This window comes from Curtobacterium sp. MCBD17_040, assembly GCF_003234805.2.
Lineage (GTDB): Bacteria > Actinomycetota > Actinomycetes > Actinomycetales > Microbacteriaceae > Curtobacterium.
In genome coordinates this window covers 1203305-1219533 of record NZ_CP126273.1, presented here as the reverse complement: position 1 = coordinate 1219533, position 16229 = coordinate 1203305, and the positions used below count along the sequence as shown (strand labels likewise).

Annotated in this window: 14 protein-coding genes; 4 read left to right on the top strand and 10 right to left on the bottom strand. The window is 74.0% G+C overall.

Features of this window, described 5'->3' with window-relative positions:
* Positions 1–6: 6 nt before the first annotated feature.
* The 4 genes from DEI94_RS05800 to DEI94_RS05785 form a co-directional block, all read right to left on the bottom strand.
* Positions 7–648, bottom strand: coding sequence for a hypothetical protein (locus DEI94_RS05800; protein ID WP_111026836.1), 642 nt, complete (start codon positions 646–648; stop codon positions 7–9).
* Positions 649–684: 36 nt separating this feature from the next.
* Positions 685–1104 carry a DUF6892 domain-containing protein gene (locus DEI94_RS05795; protein ID WP_111008569.1) on the bottom strand — a complete coding sequence of 140 codons (420 nt, stop codon included), beginning with the start codon at positions 1102–1104 and terminating at the stop codon, positions 685–687.
* 42 nt (positions 1105–1146) lie between these two features.
* Positions 1147–3957: an AMP-binding protein gene (locus tag DEI94_RS05790; RefSeq protein ID WP_181441816.1), complete on the bottom strand. Its 2811-nt coding sequence runs from the start codon at positions 3955–3957 to the stop codon at positions 1147–1149.
* A 293-nt stretch (positions 3958–4250) separates the two neighbouring features.
* The gene (locus DEI94_RS05785; protein ID WP_111008567.1) at positions 4251–5189 is read right to left on the bottom strand and encodes an ADP-ribosylglycohydrolase family protein; all 939 of its coding nucleotides are present in this window, start codon (positions 5187–5189) and stop codon (positions 4251–4253) included.
* A gap of 388 nt (positions 5190–5577) precedes the next feature.
* Here DEI94_RS05785 and DEI94_RS05780 point away from each other — a divergent pair, with 388 nt between their 5' ends.
* Positions 5578–6186: a hypothetical protein gene (locus tag DEI94_RS05780; protein ID WP_146244367.1), complete on the top strand. Its 609-nt coding sequence runs from the start codon at positions 5578–5580 to the stop codon at positions 6184–6186.
* A 10-nt stretch (positions 6187–6196) separates the two neighbouring features.
* Here the strand turns inward: DEI94_RS05780 and DEI94_RS05775 are convergent, their stop codons facing one another.
* The 3 genes from DEI94_RS05775 to DEI94_RS05765 form a co-directional block, all read right to left on the bottom strand.
* The gene (locus tag DEI94_RS05775; protein WP_111008565.1) at positions 6197–6709 is read right to left on the bottom strand and encodes a DUF427 domain-containing protein; all 513 of its coding nucleotides are present in this window, start codon (positions 6707–6709) and stop codon (positions 6197–6199) included.
* A 94-nt stretch (positions 6710–6803) separates the two neighbouring features.
* Positions 6804–7232, bottom strand: coding sequence for a hypothetical protein (locus DEI94_RS05770; RefSeq protein WP_111012686.1), 429 nt, complete (start codon positions 7230–7232; stop codon positions 6804–6806).
* A gap of 143 nt (positions 7233–7375) precedes the next feature.
* Positions 7376–8512 carry an acyl-CoA dehydrogenase family protein gene (locus tag DEI94_RS05765; protein WP_111026833.1) on the bottom strand — a complete coding sequence of 379 codons (1137 nt, stop codon included), beginning with the start codon at positions 8510–8512 and terminating at the stop codon, positions 7376–7378.
* 92 nt (positions 8513–8604) lie between these two features.
* Here DEI94_RS05765 and DEI94_RS05760 point away from each other — a divergent pair, with 92 nt between their 5' ends.
* Genes DEI94_RS05760 through DEI94_RS05750 form a run of 3 tightly spaced genes read left to right on the top strand, consistent with a single transcriptional unit; the run spans position 8605 to position 12346 of the window.
* Positions 8605–9219: a 2Fe-2S iron-sulfur cluster-binding protein gene (locus tag DEI94_RS05760; RefSeq protein WP_111008562.1), complete on the top strand. Its 615-nt coding sequence runs from the start codon at positions 8605–8607 to the stop codon at positions 9217–9219.
* On the top strand, positions 9216–10256 hold the full coding sequence (locus DEI94_RS05755) for an FAD binding domain-containing protein (protein ID WP_111026832.1): 1041 nt from the start codon (positions 9216–9218) through the stop codon (positions 10254–10256). The genes DEI94_RS05760 and DEI94_RS05755 overlap by 4 nt, the downstream gene beginning before the upstream one ends.
* Entirely contained in the window at positions 10253–12346 is a 2094-nt protein-coding gene (locus DEI94_RS05750; protein WP_111026831.1) for a xanthine dehydrogenase family protein molybdopterin-binding subunit, read from the top strand. Before DEI94_RS05755 ends, DEI94_RS05750 begins: the two co-directional genes overlap by 4 nt.
* Before the next feature lie 11 nt (positions 12347–12357).
* On the opposite strand, the gene DEI94_RS05745 is transcribed toward DEI94_RS05750, so the two are convergent.
* The 3 genes from DEI94_RS05745 to DEI94_RS05735 form a co-directional block, all read right to left on the bottom strand.
* Entirely contained in the window at positions 12358–13341 is a 984-nt protein-coding gene (locus DEI94_RS05745) for an XdhC family protein (RefSeq protein ID WP_258368386.1), read from the bottom strand.
* 112 nt (positions 13342–13453) lie between these two features.
* Positions 13454–13642, bottom strand: a complete 189-nt coding sequence (locus DEI94_RS05740) for a hypothetical protein (RefSeq protein WP_111008559.1) — start codon at positions 13640–13642, stop codon at positions 13454–13456.
* 1 nt (position 13643) lies between these two features.
* Positions 13644–16181, bottom strand: a complete 2538-nt coding sequence (locus tag DEI94_RS05735) for a carboxylate--amine ligase/circularly permuted type 2 ATP-grasp protein (protein ID WP_111008558.1) — start codon at positions 16179–16181, stop codon at positions 13644–13646.
* Positions 16182–16229: the final 48 nt, after the last annotated feature.

Here is a 16229-nt window from a genome sequence, read left to right as displayed (position 1 = left end):
CGCGGATCAGGGCGCGGGACGGCTCGCGGACACGTCGCCTCCGCTCGCACCGTCGGCCGGGAGGAACGGGTACCGCCATCGGGACGTCGGCCCGTCCGGTGTCGCCCGCCACGTCACCGTCAAGGTCCGGTCCCGCGTCGCGGCGTCGGGCACGGCCCGGAACGCGAGGGACTCCCCCGCGGCGAGGTCCGCCGGCGGCTCGGACACGACGATCGGCATGGTCGGGTCCGCCGTCAGACGCACGTCGAACGCGCTCGCCGTGCCGGTGTTCCGGAGGACGGCACCGCCGTCCGGCGCCGACGCGATCCGCCACGAGACGGACGGAGCCGGAGGGACCGACGCGGCACGGGCCTCCCGGTCGGCGTCCGACGGAGCGGGCGTGGACGGCGGACCCCCACTCGGTCGTGCCAGGCGTTCGAGCGCGCCGGCGATGCGCTCGAGGGTGTCGATGGACAGCGCCGAGGTGCGCTCGGCCCGTTCGGCGCTCGCGGCGGCGGCGAGCCGGTCCTGCTCGGCAGCTCGACGGGCGCGCTCGGCGGTCCGGGCGTCACGCTGCTGCTGCCGCGCGGTGTACACCCACGACACGACCACGCCGAGCAGCGCGACGACGGTCCCGACGACCTGGATCCACGTGTCGATGCCGCTCATGCCGACACCCTGCCGGACACCCCCGACACCGCCGACCTACGTGGTCTCGATCGTCACGCCCTTGGCCCGGAGCTCGGCGTCGACGTGCGCGGGCAACGGCGCGGACGTCCACACGGTCTCGAGCGCCGGCAACTCCACGATGTCGCTCCACGTCAGCGGGTCGTGGCGGTCGTCGTCCCCGCTCCAGTCGGGATCGACGTCGCCGTAGATCTGGAGGTCCCCGTCGACGGTCAGCTGCGTCACCAGCGCGAGCTGCGAGGGCAGGACCTCGAGGTCCTCGTAGTACTCGCGGGCGAGCTGCCCGGAGCCCTCGACGACCTCGTCCTCGTCCTCGGCGTCCTCGTGCGCCGCACCCGCGTACGGTTCGAGGACGTCGAGGTCGTAGCACAGCGCCTCGAGGACGATGAGCTTGGCGTTCTGGTCGGCGAAGTCGTACGGCTCCTCGGGCGTTTCCATGCCCGGGATCGTATCCCCGCCGCCGGTGCCGTGACCGTGCGGTCAGATCCCCGTGACGTCGTGGAGCATCGCCGCGAGTTCGGTGACGTGGGGTTCGCGGAGCAGGGAACTGTGTTCGCTCGCGAGCCGGGGGAACCGCATCTCGCCGCGCAGGTAGGGGCGCCACGAGTCCGGCCCGTCCGGGTTGCCGTCGGCGAACACGAACGTGACCCTGCCGTCGTACGGGCGCACCCGGTGCCGGCGGACCATCACCGAGGCCTGGTCGAAGAACGCGTCGAAGTGGTCCTGTCCCCGGTACCGGACGACCCCGGCCGTGTAGGCGCGGAGCCGGCGGGACACCCGCTTGACCTGCGGGAGTCCACCCGGCAGGACCCTGCGGAGCTGTTGTTCCGCGCCGCGGCGCACCGCGTTGAGCACCCGCGACCCGTGCTCGCGCTCCGGCAGTCGGGCGAACTCGAGCGCGCCCTGCTCCGCCGTGCTCCGCGGCAGGTAGGTGTCCAGGAGCACGACGTGCTCGACGGTCTCCCCGTTCTCGGCGAGGGTCGTCGCGATCTCGAGGGCGATCAGGCCGCCGAGCGAGTGCCCGATGAGCCGGTACGGGCCGTGCGGCTGGACCACGCGCATGAGTTCGATGAACCGACGCGCCGCCGCGGGGACGCTCCAGTCCGGCAGACTGCGCCGCTCGAGGCCGTGCTGCTGGAACACGTACACGTCGTGGTCGGCCAGGTGCCGGGCCAGGGGCACGAACGTCAGGCCGAGGGCGCCGGCACCGGGGAAGCAGAACACGGGCGCACCGCCGCCACTCGTCAGCTTGACGACGTCGGGGTGGCTCGGCACGGCTCTGGTCCCGGCACGGACCCGCCGCGCGAAGTCCGCCAGGGTCGGATGCTCGAGGATCTCGGCGGACCGCACCTCGACTCCGATCCGGTCGGACACGGCGGCGAGCATCTCCTCCGCGGCCAGGGAGTCCCCGCCGAGCGACGCGAAGTCGTCCTCCGGCGCGACGGCGGGCAGGCCGAGGACCTCGGCCCAGATCTGCCCGACGGCGAGTTCCCACTGGTCGTGGGTGGTCTCGTCCATCGTGGCGACCGCGCCGTCGCCCCCACCGGCGTCGTCTCCGGTCCCGGCGGCCGGGGGCGGCGGGAGCTCGGCGCGGTCGACCTTGCCGCGCTCGTTCCGCGGCAGCGCCACCATCGGCACGATCGTCCCGGGCACCATGTAGGCGGGGAGTTCGGCGCGCAGGGCACGTCGGATCGCAGCGGGCGACGCCGTGCGCCGCCCGGCTCGACCGACGACGTAGGCGACGAGGCGCGTGGATGCCCCGGGTTGCACGATCGCGGTGACCACGGCCTCCTGGACCGTGTCGATGCGGCGGATGGCGGCCTCGATCTCGCTCGGCTCGACGAGGTACCCGCGGACCTTGACCGCGTCGTCGGCCCGACCGAGGAGCGTGAGTTTGCCGTCCTCGTCGATCCGCGCGAGGTCGCCCTGCTTCCAGGTGGCCCGGCCGTCCTCGGCGATCCCGGCATGGAGTGCCGTCTGCTCGTACGCGCCCCAGTACCCCGGGGTCACCGCGTCGGACACGCACAGCAACTGGCCGGTCTCGCCGACCGCCGCGGTGGTGCCGTCCTCGCGGAGGATCCGGATCTCCTTGTCGAACGCCGGCTCGCCCGCCGGGATGCTCCCCTCGGGCACCGGATCGCCCGGCGCGATCTCGTTGAAGGCGAGCGACGCGGTCTCGCTCGACCCGGTGAAGTTGAAGAACGACGTCGTCGGGCCGAACAGCGGTCGTACCGCCGCGACGTCGGTCCCCGTCACGGCCTCACCGACGGTGGCGAACACCCGGAGCCCGCGGAGCCGGTCGTCGTCGGGTCCGAGCGCGTCGGCGATCGTCCGGGCGAGGTGCGGGGTGCTCTGCAACACGGTGATGCCGCGCTCCGCGATGCGGTCGACGAGTCCGAGCACCCCGGCGTCACGCGCGTCGAGCAGGTGCGCCTCGGCACCCGAGTGGATCGTGCCGAACGCCATGGCGAACCCCGCGGCGAACCCGACGGGCAGCACGACGGCGGAGCGCTCGCCGGGAGCGAGCCCGAGGCGCTCGCGGTAGCCGGTGACGTCCGCGAGCATGGCTCGGTGGCTCGTCACGACGCCCTTCGGCGCGCCCGTCGAGCCGGACGTGAACACGATGTTGAAGCCGTCCGTGCCGCCGCGCTCGAGGGCGGCGGGCACGACCCGGATCGGCCCGCCCGCTGCGGCGATCGACTGGGCCTCGTCGAGCATCGGGTCGAGCGGGAGGACCGCGGTCGGGCCCGCCACGAGCGTCGCCGCGAGCGCGCGGTGCGCCTCGTCCGCGACGATCTCGGTGATGCCCGCGAGCGCGATGACGTGCCGGATCCGTGCCTCTGGCAGATGGGCGTCGAGGACGACGAGCAGCCGGCCGGCGAACGCGAGACCGAGGACGCCGAGCACGCCGCCGCTCGTCTGGCTGGCCATGATCCCGACCGGCACCGGCCCGTCACCGGGCACGGGGCCGACGCCGGCCGCGCTGTGGTCGTCCGGCCGGAGGCGCTCGTCGAGGAGTGCGCCGAGGGCGCGGCTGATCTCGTCGGCCTGCCGGTAGGTCACCGTCGTGTGCTCGTCGGACAGCGCGATCTCGTCCGGCCACCTGGCTGCGGTGCGGGCCCAGCGTTCGAGCAGGGAATGCTCGGGCATGAGCTCGCCCTGCCGCGAGGACTCGGCCGGCGGCGCGATCGCGACGGCGGGGTGTCGGTCGTCGGGCGCGGCACCGACGGACGATCGAGGCGCGCCGCCGGCGGTCGTCGAGGACAGCGTGGTCGCTCTGCGCTCGGACATGGTGGTGTCCTCGTCGGTTCCGGTGCGCGTCGGGGCAGCGCGGTCCGGAACCATCGCGGCGCCTGGGTGGGCGTCGTGCATGGGCAGAACCTCCCGTTTCGGGTCGGGGGTCGTGTTCGGGTGGTGCGACCCTACCCTGCCGCTCACAGCTCGTCCATAGCGCGTGGGGTTCCGGCAGTGGTCGGACGATCGGCGGACGAGACCCGTACCCCGCGCGCCGGCACCGTCGCAGGGCCCGGCAGCGGGCACCGGACGACGACCGGAACCGGTCCACCGAGTCCCCCGGGAGCCGGTCAGTGCGTGGTCGCGAGCGCCCGCGCGGTCAGGGTCCGGAGCCAGTCGATGCGCTTGCCGGGCCAGCCGTGCACCACCGCGAGCCACTCATCGGGCAGGGCGCCCGCCCCGTACCGGGCGCCGGCGAGGCTGCCCGCGATCGCCGCGACGGTGTCGGTGTCGTTCCCGCCCCGGACCGCGCGCTCGAGGACGTCGACGAGGTCGCTGCCGCGGGTGACGGCGGAGACGGCCCCCTGGAGCGCCGCCACGACCCAGCCGTTCCGGTCGGCGAAGTCCGCCGGGTTCGACTGCTCGGCCTCATCGAGGAGCGCGAGCCACCGGGCGCGGCGTGCCCGCGGCAGGAGCGGGATCCCCGTCCGGACGTCGACGTGGCCCTTCCGGACCGCGCGGCGGATCGCGGCCGTCCAGAGCACGCAGGCGTCACCGGCGTCGTCCTCGTGGTGCGTCAGTTCCGAGACCCGTCGGGCCGCCGCGGCGAGTCCCCGCTTCGTGCCGTCTCCGAGGTACGCGAGCGCGACGGGCCCGGTCCGCATGAGCGACCCGTTGCCAGCGGACCGGCCGTTCGCCTGGTGCACCGCGAGTGCGGCGGCGCGGGCAGCGGCCTCGGTGTTGGCGTCGAGCTCGGCGAACACCGCGCGGGTCTGGACACCGGCGTCGGGGGCGTCCTGCGCCCAGTCGGCCCACTCCGCCACGATGCGTCCGAGCGTCCGGGCGTCGTCGAGGCGATCGCCGCGCGCGAGGGCCTCGAGCACGGGGATCCCCATCGCGGTGTCGTCGGTCCATTCCCCCGGCGCGGTACCCGTGGGTCCGCCACCCCGCATGCGCACGGGCGCGTCCTGGGCGAGCGGCGGTCCGAACTCGTAGCCGGCGCCGAGGGCGTCACCGCATGCGGCGGCGAGCACCGACCCCAGCGCGCGATCACGCACGTCGTCGTCCATCGAGCCTCCCGGGGCAACGCTACCGGGCGCGTGGGCCCCGCCGTCGATCGTGACGTCGCCCCGGACGGGGGCATGTCGCTTCGGGTGACGCACGGGAGGATCACTTACTGTCATGCCCGTCCGCCCGCGACCGAACCCCGTCGCGTCCGCTCCCGGAAGGTCCGCCCGCCCCGTGATCCCGACCGCGCCCAGCCCCGTCCGCGACGCCGTGCTCGACCGCACAGGCCAGCGCAGCACGGGCCAGCGCAGCACGGGACAGCGCAGCACGGGACAGGGCAGCACGGCTCGCGCCGGCGCGACCGGTGGTCGCCGGACCACGGGCCGCTCGACCCGGGCGCGCCGACGACCGCGGCGCACCAGCGATGCCCCGGGCCGGTTCGGACGTCGCGTGGCCGTCGGGGTCGTCTCGGTCTTCGGCGCCGGCGTCGTCGCGGCGGCTATCGGGATCGTGGTGCTCGTCGTCATCGCGGTGAACTCCCTGCACGGGCTCGTCGGTGCCGGGACCACGGCGACGGCGATCACGTGCCCCGCGGTGCCCGCGAAGACCGTCGGCGGCATGGTGGTCCCCCGGGGTCCGGTCGCGGGCTACTGTCAGGACCGCCTCGTCAACGCCGCGTACGTCATCGAGGCCGCCCAGTCGCTCGGCATCGGCCCGCACACCCAGGCCGTCGGGGTGATGACGGCAATGGGCGAGTCCGGGCTCGTGGACCTCGACCACGGGGACGCGGCCGGTCCGGACAGCAGGGGCCTGTTCCAGCAGCGGGACAACGGCGCGTGGGGGACGTACGCCCAGCGCATGGACCCGTACACGGCAGCGACGATGTTCTTCCGGAAGCTCGTGAGCATCCCGGGGTGGAAGACGATGACCCCGACCCAGGCCGCACACGCCGTGCAGGTGAACGCCGACCCGGACCACTACGCCCGGTACTGGCCCGGGGCCGTGCAGATCGTCGAACGCCTGACCGGCGAGGACGTCCCCGAGGTCGCGCCGCAGTAGCCCCCGGCGGTCACCACCCGAGCGTGCCCGGGGCCCCCTTGAACGGGCCCACCACGCGGGACGTCACCCAGCCGCCGTAGAAGTCGCCCGGCTGTGGCTCCACCCGTTCCCCGTCGACCTCGCAGTCGTCCACGGCCCCCGGGTAGACGGCGACCCGGTCGGCGAGGACCTCGTACCCGGCCCAGGGACTCGGGTAGCGCCAGGCCGCGCGTGGCACCGTCCGGCCGCCCCCGTGCAGGTCGAGGTATCCGGCCCGGCCCTTGAACTCACACATGCTCACGCCCTCCGCCGGGGTGAGGGCGCCGGGGGCGAACCCGGACAGCGGGAGGTAGTACACGGGTGGATGGCTCGTCTCGAGCACGCGGACGGCATCCCGCGTGTCGGCGACGACGACGCCGCCGAGCCGGACCACGACGTGTTCGGCGGTCGACTCGACCCGCGGTGGGCGCGGGTAGTCCCAGACGGACTCCTGACCGGGTCCCGGGACCACCGGGACCAGGCCCTTCGGGCGGGTGCTGGCCATGTGCCCCCGTCTACTCGCGCCGCCCGGGAGGCGCCTCCCGCCACCCGGCAGCCTGCAGCCTGCAGCCGCAGGGATCCTGCCGCCACCGGGGGTGTCATGCCGCGACCGCGCCGAGTGCCGGGAGGAGCGCCACGCCGTCGTCGGACACGAGCACCTGCGCGCGCAGCGGCACCGCGGCTCGAGCGAAGGCGACCGTGACGGCCTCGGCCCACGCCCGGTCGCGATCGCGGGGTGCGGATGAGCCGGGCCGTTCCCACGCCACGATCACCTGGGTGGCGCCGACGTCGGGCACGATCTCGCCCATGGCCTGCGCGAACTGCGCCACGCCGTCGGGCTCGGGAGCGGCGGGGAGGTCGTCGATGGGCACGAGCACCTGCACCGGCACGGCATCCTCGCCCAGGAACAACAGCCAGCACTGTCGGCGGACGACGGGCAGGAGCAACGCCCGGACGAGGGCGAGCACGTCCGCGTCGGTGTGGACGGGGCGGTCACGGAGCGTTTCGAGTGCGTTCTGATCGGTCATGGGACCGAGCCTGGCCGTGTGGCGGAGCCGCTCCGGGCCTCCCGGTCGGGCCTGTGGACCGCGCGACCGACGCCCGCCCTGTGGACGGCGAGGACGAGCGCCGATCCCGGGTCGAGGGCCCGTGCCGGCCGCGGAGACGCGGGTCAGAGTCCCAGCCCGCGCCCGATGATCTCGCGCTGCACCTCGTTCGCGCCGCCGTAGATCGTCGTGGCGACCGCGGTCCGCAGCTGCTGCTCCATGCCCGCGGCCGAGCCGTACCCGGATCCACCCATGAGCTGCACGGCCTCGAGCGTCGTGTGCTTGTACGTCTCGGTGGCGCGCAGCTTCGCCATCGACGCCTCGGTGTTGAGCCGGTCCTCCTCGCCCGCGTCGACACGGTCGGCGATCTCGTACACGTACGCGCGACACACCGCGACGTCGGACGCGAGGTCGGCGATGCGGTGCCGCACCGCCTGCTTCCGCGACAGCGGCGCCCCGAACTGCTCGCGCGTCGTGACGTGCGCGACGAGCTGGTCGAGCGCCCGCTGGGCCGCCCCGACGCTCATGGCGGCGATGATGACGCGCTCGACCGCCAGGCCGCGGCCGATGTGTCGCCACGCCTCACCGCGTGTCCCCACCACCGCGGACGACGGCACGCGCACGCCCGACAGGAACACGTCGTTCACCATGTGGGCGCCCATCGTCTCGATCGGGCGCACCGTCACACCCGGGGCGTCGGCGGGGACCATGAACAGCGTCAGCCCGTCGTGCCGGACACCGCTGTCGTCCGTCCGGGCGAGCACGAGCAGGTGGCGCGCCAGGTGCGCGAACGAGATCCACGTCTTGCGGCCGTCGAGCACCCAGTCGTCGCCGTCCCGGGAGGCGCGGGTCGTCGCCGCCGCCAGGTCCGACCCCGCCTCGGGCTCGGTGAACGTGACCGACTCGGCATGCCCGGAGACGATCGAGGTCACGATGGTCCGGCGCTGGTCGGCGTCGCCCCACTTGAGGTAGCTCTGCGCGGCGGTCAACGCCGTCGAGTAGGCCGTGAGCGGCACGCCCGCGCGCGCCGTCTCCTCGAGGAGCAGGCACTCCTCGGTGAACGTCCGTCCGCCGCCACCGTCGGCCACGGGCAGCGACACCCCGAGCAGACCCCGGTCGGCGAACAGCGCGAAGGCCTCGGGTGCGTTGAGCGCGGTGTCGTCGCGGGAGAGGCGGCGGCGGGCCTCCTCGTCCGGGACGAGCTCGGCGCACGCGGCACGCACGGCGTCGAGGTACGACCGCTGCTGCTCGGTCAGGCGCATGGACTCCTCCTCAGGGACGAGCCGACGGTACTCCGTCCACAGGAACGCTCCTGCCTCCGGACACACCAGCCGACCATGGGTACGTTCCACCCATGGACGCTTCGGTGCGGGATGCAGTACCCACGACGGCGGTGACGCTGCGGATCAACGGCGAGGACCGCCCGCTGGTGGTGGACAACCGCACGTCGTTGCTCGACGTGCTCCGCGAGCGGCTCGACCTCATCGGCTCGAAGAAGGGCTGCGACCACGGCCAGTGCGGCGCGTGCACGGTGCTCCTCGACGGCCGCCGGGTGAACAGCTGTCTCGTGCTCGCGGTCGCGGCGGAGGGCAGCGCCGTGACGACCATCGAGGGACTCGCGGACGGTGACGATCTCCATCCGGTGCAGGTGGCCTTCCTCGAGCGCGACGCGTACCAGTGCGGGTACTGCACGCCGGGCCAGATCTGCTCGACCATCGGCGCGCTCCGCGAGGCCCGTGCGGGGATGCCGAGCCACGTCACCACCGACCTCGCGGCCGACGAGATCGTCCTCGATGACGCCGAGATCAGGGAACGGATGAGCGGCAACATCTGCCGCTGCGGTGCGTACGTCAACATCGTGGCCGCGGTCCACGACGCCGACGCCGCCGACGCGGTCCACGTGCACACCGAGACCGACGACACCGACGGCACGCAGCGGCGTGACGAGACGACAGGGGCTGCACGATGAAGACGTTCGAGTACGAGCGCGCGACGGACGTCGACGACGCGGTCCGGCGGCTCGCGGCGGAGCCGACGGCCAAGCCCCTCGCCGGCGGCACGAACCTGGTCGACCTCATGAAGCTCGGCGTCGAGCGGCCCGATCGCCTGGTCGACGTGTCCCACCTCGGTCTGACCGACGTCGTGGAGGAGCCCGACGGCTCGCTCACCATCGGCGCGGGCGTGCTCAACGCCGACCTCGCCGCGCATCCGGCCGTCCGTACGCGCTTCCCGGTGTTGAGCCGCGCACTCCTCGCCGGGGCGTCCGGACAGCTCCGGAACCGGGCGACCACCGCCGGCAACCTCCTCCAGCGGACCCGGTGCGTGTACTTCAACGACGTGAGCAAGCCGTGCAACAAGCGGGAGCCCGGGACCGGCTGTCCGGCGATTGAGGGCCTGTCGCGCGAACTCGCCGTGCTCGGCACGTCCCACTCGTGCATCGCGACGCACCCCGGCGACATGGCCGTGGCGCTCACCGCACTCGACGCGACCGTGCACTTCACGACCACGGAGGGGCCGTCCTCGCTCCGGATCGGCGACTTCTACCGGCTCCCCGGCGACGAGCCGGAGCGTGACACGAACCTGCCGGTCGGCGCGGTCATCACCGCCGTGACGATCCCCGCGCTGCCGTTCGCCGCCCACTCGACGTACCGCAAGGCCCGCGACCGCCGGTCCTACGCCTTCGCACTCGCCTCCGTCGCGGCCGCGATCGACGTCGACGGCGACGTCGTCCGCGACGTCCGGATCGCGTTCGGTGCCGCGTCGCACAAGCCGTGGCGCGCCTCCGCCGCCGAGGACGCGTTGCGGGGCGGCCCCGTGACCCTGTCGGCGTTCGCCGCGGCTGCCGACGCCGAGCTGGCCGCCGCGACCCCGACCAACCAGAACGCGTTCAAGGTCCCGCTGCTGCGGCGGCTCGTCGTCGGCGTCCTCGCCGAACTCACGGGCGTCGACGACGCCGCCGGCCCGACGAACGGTCGCGCGGCGGACACCGGCGAGGCCGCGGCGTGACCGCGATCGGGGCTCCCCTCGCCCGCCTCGAGGGGCGGGAGAAGACCACCGGCATCGCGCGGTACGCCTTCGAGCAGGGGCCGGAGGACGACGTCCTCTACGCCTGGCCGGTGCAGGCCTCCGTCGTGACAGGTCGGATCGTCGCCACGAACGTCGACGAGGTCCGCGCCATGCCCGGCGTGGTCACGGTGCTCACCCACGAGGACGCGCCGCGCCTGCAGGAGTCGGACGACGCCGAGTTGCTCGTGCTGCAGTCCGACCGGATCGCGTACCGGGGCCAGGTGGTCGCCCTCGTCGTGGCCGAGACCCTCGAGACCGCCCGCGAGGCGGCAGCCCGGTTCGTGCCCGAGTACGCCGAGGAGGGCATGGACGTCGTCCTCACCGAGGACCACCCGAAGCTCTACGCGCCCGAGCAGGTGAACGCGGGGTTCGCCACCGACTCGAGCGAGGGGGACGTCGACGCCGCCCTCGCCACGGCGGCCACGAGCATCGACGCGACGTACCGGACGCCCGCGCTCTTCAACAACCCGATGGAACCCCACGCGACCACCGCGCACTGGCACGACGGCCGGTTGGACGTGGTCGACGCGTCGCAGGGCACGAGCCCCGACCAGTCGACGATCGTCTCGCTGTTCGGGCTCGACCCCTCGTCCGTACGCGTCCGGGCCGAACACGTCGGCGGCGGGTTCGGGTCGAAGGGATCCCCACGGCCGAACGTCCCGCTCGCCGTGATGGCGACGATGGCCACGGGTCGACCCGTCAAGATCGCCTACACGCGGCAGATGATGTTCGCGATCGCGGGCTACCGCACGCCGACGATCTCGCGCATGCGGCTCGGGCTCGACACCGACGGCCACCTGACGGCGGTGTCGCACCAGGCGTACTCGCACACGTCGAGCATCCAGGAGTTCGCGGAGCAGACCGGCGAGGTCACCCGGCACATGTACGGGGCTCCGAACATGCTCGTCACGCACCGCCTCGCAGGCCTCGACGTCCCGACGCCGCGGTGGATGCGGGCCCCGGGCGAGTGCCCCGGCATGTACGCACTCGAGTCCGCGATGGACGAACTCGCGATCGCCGCGGGGATCGACCCCGTCGAGCTCCGCGTGCGCAACGACCCGGAGGTCGACCCGGAGTCCGGGCAGCCCTTCAGCAGCCGGAACCTCGTCGCCTGCCTGCGCCGGGGCGCCGAGCTGTTCGGGTGGGACGGCCGCGACCCACGGCCCGGCGTTCGACGCGAAGGCCGATGGCTCGTCGGCACCGGTGTGGCTGCGTCGTCGTACCCCGCGATGGCCCAGCAGAGCGGTGCCCGGGCGACGGCGCTGCCCGGCGGACGCTACGCGATCGGTGTCAACGCGACGGACATCGGCACCGGCGCGCGCACGGTGATGGCGCAGATCGCCGCCGACGCGCTGGACGTCCCCGTCGAGGCGATCGACATCAGCATCGCGGACAGCGACCTGCCCGTCGCGTCCGTCGCGGGCGGCTCGTCCGGCACGGCGTCCTGGGGGTGGGCCGTCACGAAGGCGTGCCGCCACCTCACCGCGCTGCTCGACGAGGGTCAGCCGGTGCCGCCCGAGGGCCTGGAGGTGGTGGTCGACACCACCGAGGACGTCGCCGCCATGGGCCCGTACGTCCGTCAGGCGTTCGGCGCGCAGTTCGTCGAGGCGCGGGTCGACCTGGACTCGGGTGAGGTCGTGGTCCCCCGCATGGTCGGGGTGTTCGCGGCGGGACGGATCATGAACCCCCGCACCGCTCGATCGCAGTTCGTCGGCGGCATGACCATGGGCCTGTCGATGGCCCTGCACGAGCACGGCCTGCTCGATCCCGTGCTCGGGGACTACGGCAACCACGACCTGGCGACCTACCACGTGGCGGCGAACGCCGACGTCGAGGACCTGCACGTCGAGTGGCTCGACGAACGCGACGACCACCTCGCGCCGATGGGCGGCAAGGGGATCGGCGAGATCGGGATCGTCGGGGCCGCAGCCGCCGTCACCAACGCCGTGTGGCACGCGACCGGTGTCCGCATCCGCTCGCTGCCCGTGCAGCCGGACAAGCTCGTCGGGGCGCTGCCCTCGCGGGCCTGACGCCGACCGGGTCAGGACGCGGTGGACGCCGCCCGCGCCGGGTGGATGTTCCCTGAGCGCTCCCGGAGCGGCCGCGCACTGGTGGCGTTCCTCGTTGCGAGCACCTCGGCGAGGATCGACACGGCGACCTCCTCCGGGGTCTCCGCACCGAGGTCCAGGCCGATCGGCGACCGCAGTCGTGCGACGTCCGTCACGCCCAGCCCGGCGAGTTCCTGCATCCGCCGCTCGTGCGTGCGCCGCGATCCCATGGCCCCGACGTACCCGGCGCCCCGCTCGAGGGCGAGCGCGACGACCTCGGCGTCGAACCGGTCGTCGTGGCTCACGACCACGACCGCGGTGTCGGCGTCCAGCCCGGCGCACGCGAGCCACGTCGGCGGCCAGGCGACCACCACCTCGGCCGCGGCGGGGAACCGTTCCGGGGTCGCGAACACCGGGCGGGGGTCGCAGACCGTCACCCGGTAGCCGAGGGTCGACGCCGCGTTGGTGAGTGCGACCGCGAACTCGACCGCGCCGACGACGACCATGCGCGGTGCCGGCTCGTTGCGCTCGGTGGCGCTCCGGACGTCCGAGCACTCGTCCGGCCGGGCCACGATCGCTCCGAGCCGGGGACCCTCGAGGACCCGCGTCACGCGGGCAGGACGCCCGGCCGCGGCTCGGCGCAGGGCGTCGACGGCGACCAGGTCGTCGCGCGTGAGGCGGGTCGCGAGGACCTCGACCCGTCCACCGCAGGCCAGGCCGACCGCGAACGGGTGGTCGTCGTGGCCGAAGGACTCGAGTTCCGCGACGCCGGACGCGAGGACCCGCTCGCACATCTCGTAGACGGCGCCCTCGACACAGCCCCCGGAGATGCTCCCGATCACGGTGCCGTCGACGGTGACGGCCATCGAGGTCCCGGCGCCGCGGGGCGCGCTCCCGTCCACGCCCACGGCCGTCGCGACGGCGACGGCCTCGCCTGCGTCGAGTCGGGCGAGGATCCGGTCGGCGATCTCGAACACGTGCTGGTCCTCCCGGTCGTCGTGTCGGCCGCACCCGCTCCGGGTGCGGCGGTCCGGGCCTCCCGACCCGACCCTCACAGCCAACCACCGGTGGCGGCGGTCGGCCACAGCGTCAGCCGGCGCCGAGCACGTCGGCCAGGAACCGGACCATCGTCGCCACGAGCGTCCGTCGCGACGTGTCGGTGTCCGCGCCGGCAGCGTGGACGCGAACCGGATGCGGTCCCGCGTGAGTGACACGCATCGGCACGCCGACCTCGGCGGGACGGCCGTCGGAGCGGAGCTCCCCCGCGAGTCCGCACATGTCAGTCCCCTCCCACGATCCACGTGTCCTTCGCTCCGCCGCCCCGGGACGAGTTGACGACCATGCTGCCCTCGGGCGCGACCCGGGTCAGCGCGACGTCGGCGAGTCGCGCCTCGTCCGCTCCGGTCCCCGTGAGGTACACGAACGCGCGGAGGTCGACGTGCCGGGGTTCGAGCCCGGCGGGCGTGAGCGTCGGGTGCGAGGACAGCTGGACGACCTCCTGCGCCACCCACGCCTCGGGAGCGGCGGCGATGGCGGTCCGCCGGTCGGCGACCTCCTCCGCGGTGGCGCTCGGTCCGATGAGCACACCGCGGCCGCCCTCGCCGTCGACGGGCTTCGTCACGAGCTCGCCGACGCGCTCGAGGACGGTGAGACGCTCCGACTCGTCCCGCGTCCGGTACGTCGGCACGGACTCGAGCAACGGTCGCTCGTCGAGGTAGTACCAGATGAGGTCCTGCACCGAGACGTACATCGACTTGTCGTCGGCCAGACCGTTGCCCGGGCCGTTCGCGAGGAACACGTCCCCCGCGGCGGCGACCGCGAGGACGTGCTCGCCGAGGTCCGGGTCGGCGTCGTTCGCCATGTCGACCACCTCGCCGTCGATGCGGATCAGAAGGGCGTCGACGACGCGACCGGTCGATCGCTCGACGACCCGGGCCTCCCGGACGGCGACGTCGTCGGGGGTGAGCAGCAGCATGCCCGCCTCGTCCGCCAAGGTGTGGTGCTCGTACCAGGCCTCGCTCGACGGACCGCTCGTCAGCACCGCGAGCGTCGGCTCCGCGACGCCGCGGGCGCGTGCCGGGGCGGCCAGGGTCGCGCGCAACAGCGGCAGGACGCTCCGCGGGTCCCGGAGCCCCGTCGGGCGAGGCGCGTCCGGCAGGACGTCGTCGATGAGCCGCCGCACCGCGAGCGCGTACGCCACGCCGCTCGGTGAGCGGACGTTGTCCTCGAGGACCCGCCATCCGCCGAACTCGTTGCGGACGACGTCGAACCCCTGCACCGCGGCCCGGACCGTGCCCGCCGGCAGCCGCGTGGCCTCATCGCGCCACCCGGCCGCGCCGACGACGTCGGACTCACGCAGCACACCGTCGGCGACGATCCGCCGATCGCCGTACGCGTCCTGGAGGAACGCCTCGATCGCGCGTGCCCGTTGCGTCAGCCCGCGCTGCAGCTGGCCCCACTCGTACGGGTTGACGATGCGCGGGACGAGGTCGCAGTGGAACGGCTGACGGGCACCACCGATGACGAACCCGAGCTGCTCCCGCTCCGTCCACGCGTCGCGGGCGGCGCACCGGGCGAGCGCCTCGTCGCCGTCCCACCCACGGAGGTACCCGGCGAGGTCACGGAAGACCGGGCGCGGGGAGGCACCCGGCCCGACCGCCTCGTCGCCCGCGCGCACGTGGTACCCGGGGATGGCGACCGCGCGCTCGTCGGCGCCGACGTCGGGATCGCTCCGGGACTCGCGGACCACCAGGTCGACGACGTCGTCGAGCTCCCCCCGCTCGGCGTACGCCGTGCGCTGCCGGTCCGCCGAGTTGCCGCGGGCCAGCGTCTCCTCGACGAGCGCCCCGACCATGCCCCAGTCCCCGAGCTCCTCGAGCTGCGGACGGAGGCGGTCGACGAGCTGCCGCACCGCCACGTGGGCCGGGAGCCGCTCGGGGTGTTCGCCGAGCCCGACGAGCTCGCCCGAGAGGCCGCCACGGGCCGCCTGCCACATCGCCGCCCGGTGCAGGGGCTCCCGGCGGGGGCGCCACTCGTCACCGCGCTCGATGTCCTGCTCCGCGCGGCGGACCGCGGCGCGGAACAGGCCCGCGATGAGCACGGCATCGTCGACGATCGGCGTCGCGTCGCACACCCGCAGCTCGAGCGTCGGGGCGTGCGAGGACGGCCGGACGTCGAAGTACGCCATCTTGGAGTCGGCGATCACCCCGCTCGCGATGAGGTCCTGCAGCATCCGGTCGTACTCGGCCGCGCTCGTCATCCGGCCGAACGAACCCGCGGTGGGCCAGCGCTGCCAGATGATGCTGCGGATGCTCGCGTACCCGGTGTCCTGGCCGTTCCAGTACGGGCTGCTCGCGCTCAGGGCGAGCAGCACCGGCAGCGCGGGGGCGACCCGCTGGGCGATCTGCACCGCCAGGTCGCGGTCGCTCACGCCGACGTGGATCTGCAGCCCGCAGATGAGCTGCTCGTCGACGAGCATCCGGTACTGCTCCTGCATGCGCCCGTACCGGCCGGTCGACGTCAGCTCGAAGTCGGCGAACTCCGAGCGCGGCGCCGTCCCGACGCTCCCGATCGCGAGCCCGTGCGGGGCGATCGCCGCCGTCAGGTCCGTCCGGAGCCGGACGATCTCGGTCCGGAGGTCCGCGAGGTCCCGCACCACCGGCACGTTCGTCTCGATCGTCGTCCGCTGCAGCTCGGCGCCGTACCGGTCGGGCGGCAGGCCCGGGAGGAGCTGGGGGGCCTTGGCGGACAACCGCCCTGTCCGCAGGTCGATGAGGTGGAGCTCTTCCTCGGCGCCCAGCGTCAGCTCTGCACTCATCCCTGCACGCTACGCGGGCGGCGTGTCGGCGGGGTGTCCGGGCCGTGT

What these genes read in the sequence shown, in the direction of transcription:
- DEI94_RS05800 (WP_111026836.1), bottom strand. Translation starts at nt 648, where the DNA reads ATGAGCGGCATCGACACGTGGATCCAGGTCGTCGGGACCGTCGTCGCG.
- DEI94_RS05795 (WP_111008569.1), bottom strand. Translation starts at nt 1,104, where the DNA reads ATGGAAACGCCCGAGGAGCCGTACGACTTCGCCGACCAGAACGCCAAG.
- DEI94_RS05790 (WP_181441816.1), bottom strand. Translation starts at nt 3,957, where the DNA reads ATGTCCGAGCGCAGAGCGACCACGCTGTCCTCGACGACCGCCGGCGGC.
- DEI94_RS05785 (WP_111008567.1), bottom strand. Translation starts at nt 5,189, where the DNA reads ATGGACGACGACGTGCGTGATCGCGCGCTGGGGTCGGTGCTCGCCGCC.
- DEI94_RS05775 (WP_111008565.1), bottom strand. Translation starts at nt 6,709, where the DNA reads ATGGCCAGCACCCGCCCGAAGGGCCTGGTCCCGGTGGTCCCGGGACCC.
- DEI94_RS05770 (WP_111012686.1), bottom strand. Translation starts at nt 7,232, where the DNA reads ATGACCGATCAGAACGCACTCGAAACGCTCCGTGACCGCCCCGTCCAC.
- DEI94_RS05765 (WP_111026833.1), bottom strand. Translation starts at nt 8,512, where the DNA reads ATGCGCCTGACCGAGCAGCAGCGGTCGTACCTCGACGCCGTGCGTGCC.
- DEI94_RS05760 (WP_111008562.1), top strand. Translation starts at nt 8,605, where the DNA reads ATGGACGCTTCGGTGCGGGATGCAGTACCCACGACGGCGGTGACGCTG.
- DEI94_RS05755 (WP_111026832.1), top strand. Translation starts at nt 9,216, where the DNA reads ATGAAGACGTTCGAGTACGAGCGCGCGACGGACGTCGACGACGCGGTC.
- DEI94_RS05740 (WP_111008559.1), bottom strand. Translation starts at nt 13,642, where the DNA reads ATGTGCGGACTCGCGGGGGAGCTCCGCTCCGACGGCCGTCCCGCCGAG.
- DEI94_RS05735 (WP_111008558.1), bottom strand. Translation starts at nt 16,181, where the DNA reads ATGAGTGCAGAGCTGACGCTGGGCGCCGAGGAAGAGCTCCACCTCATC.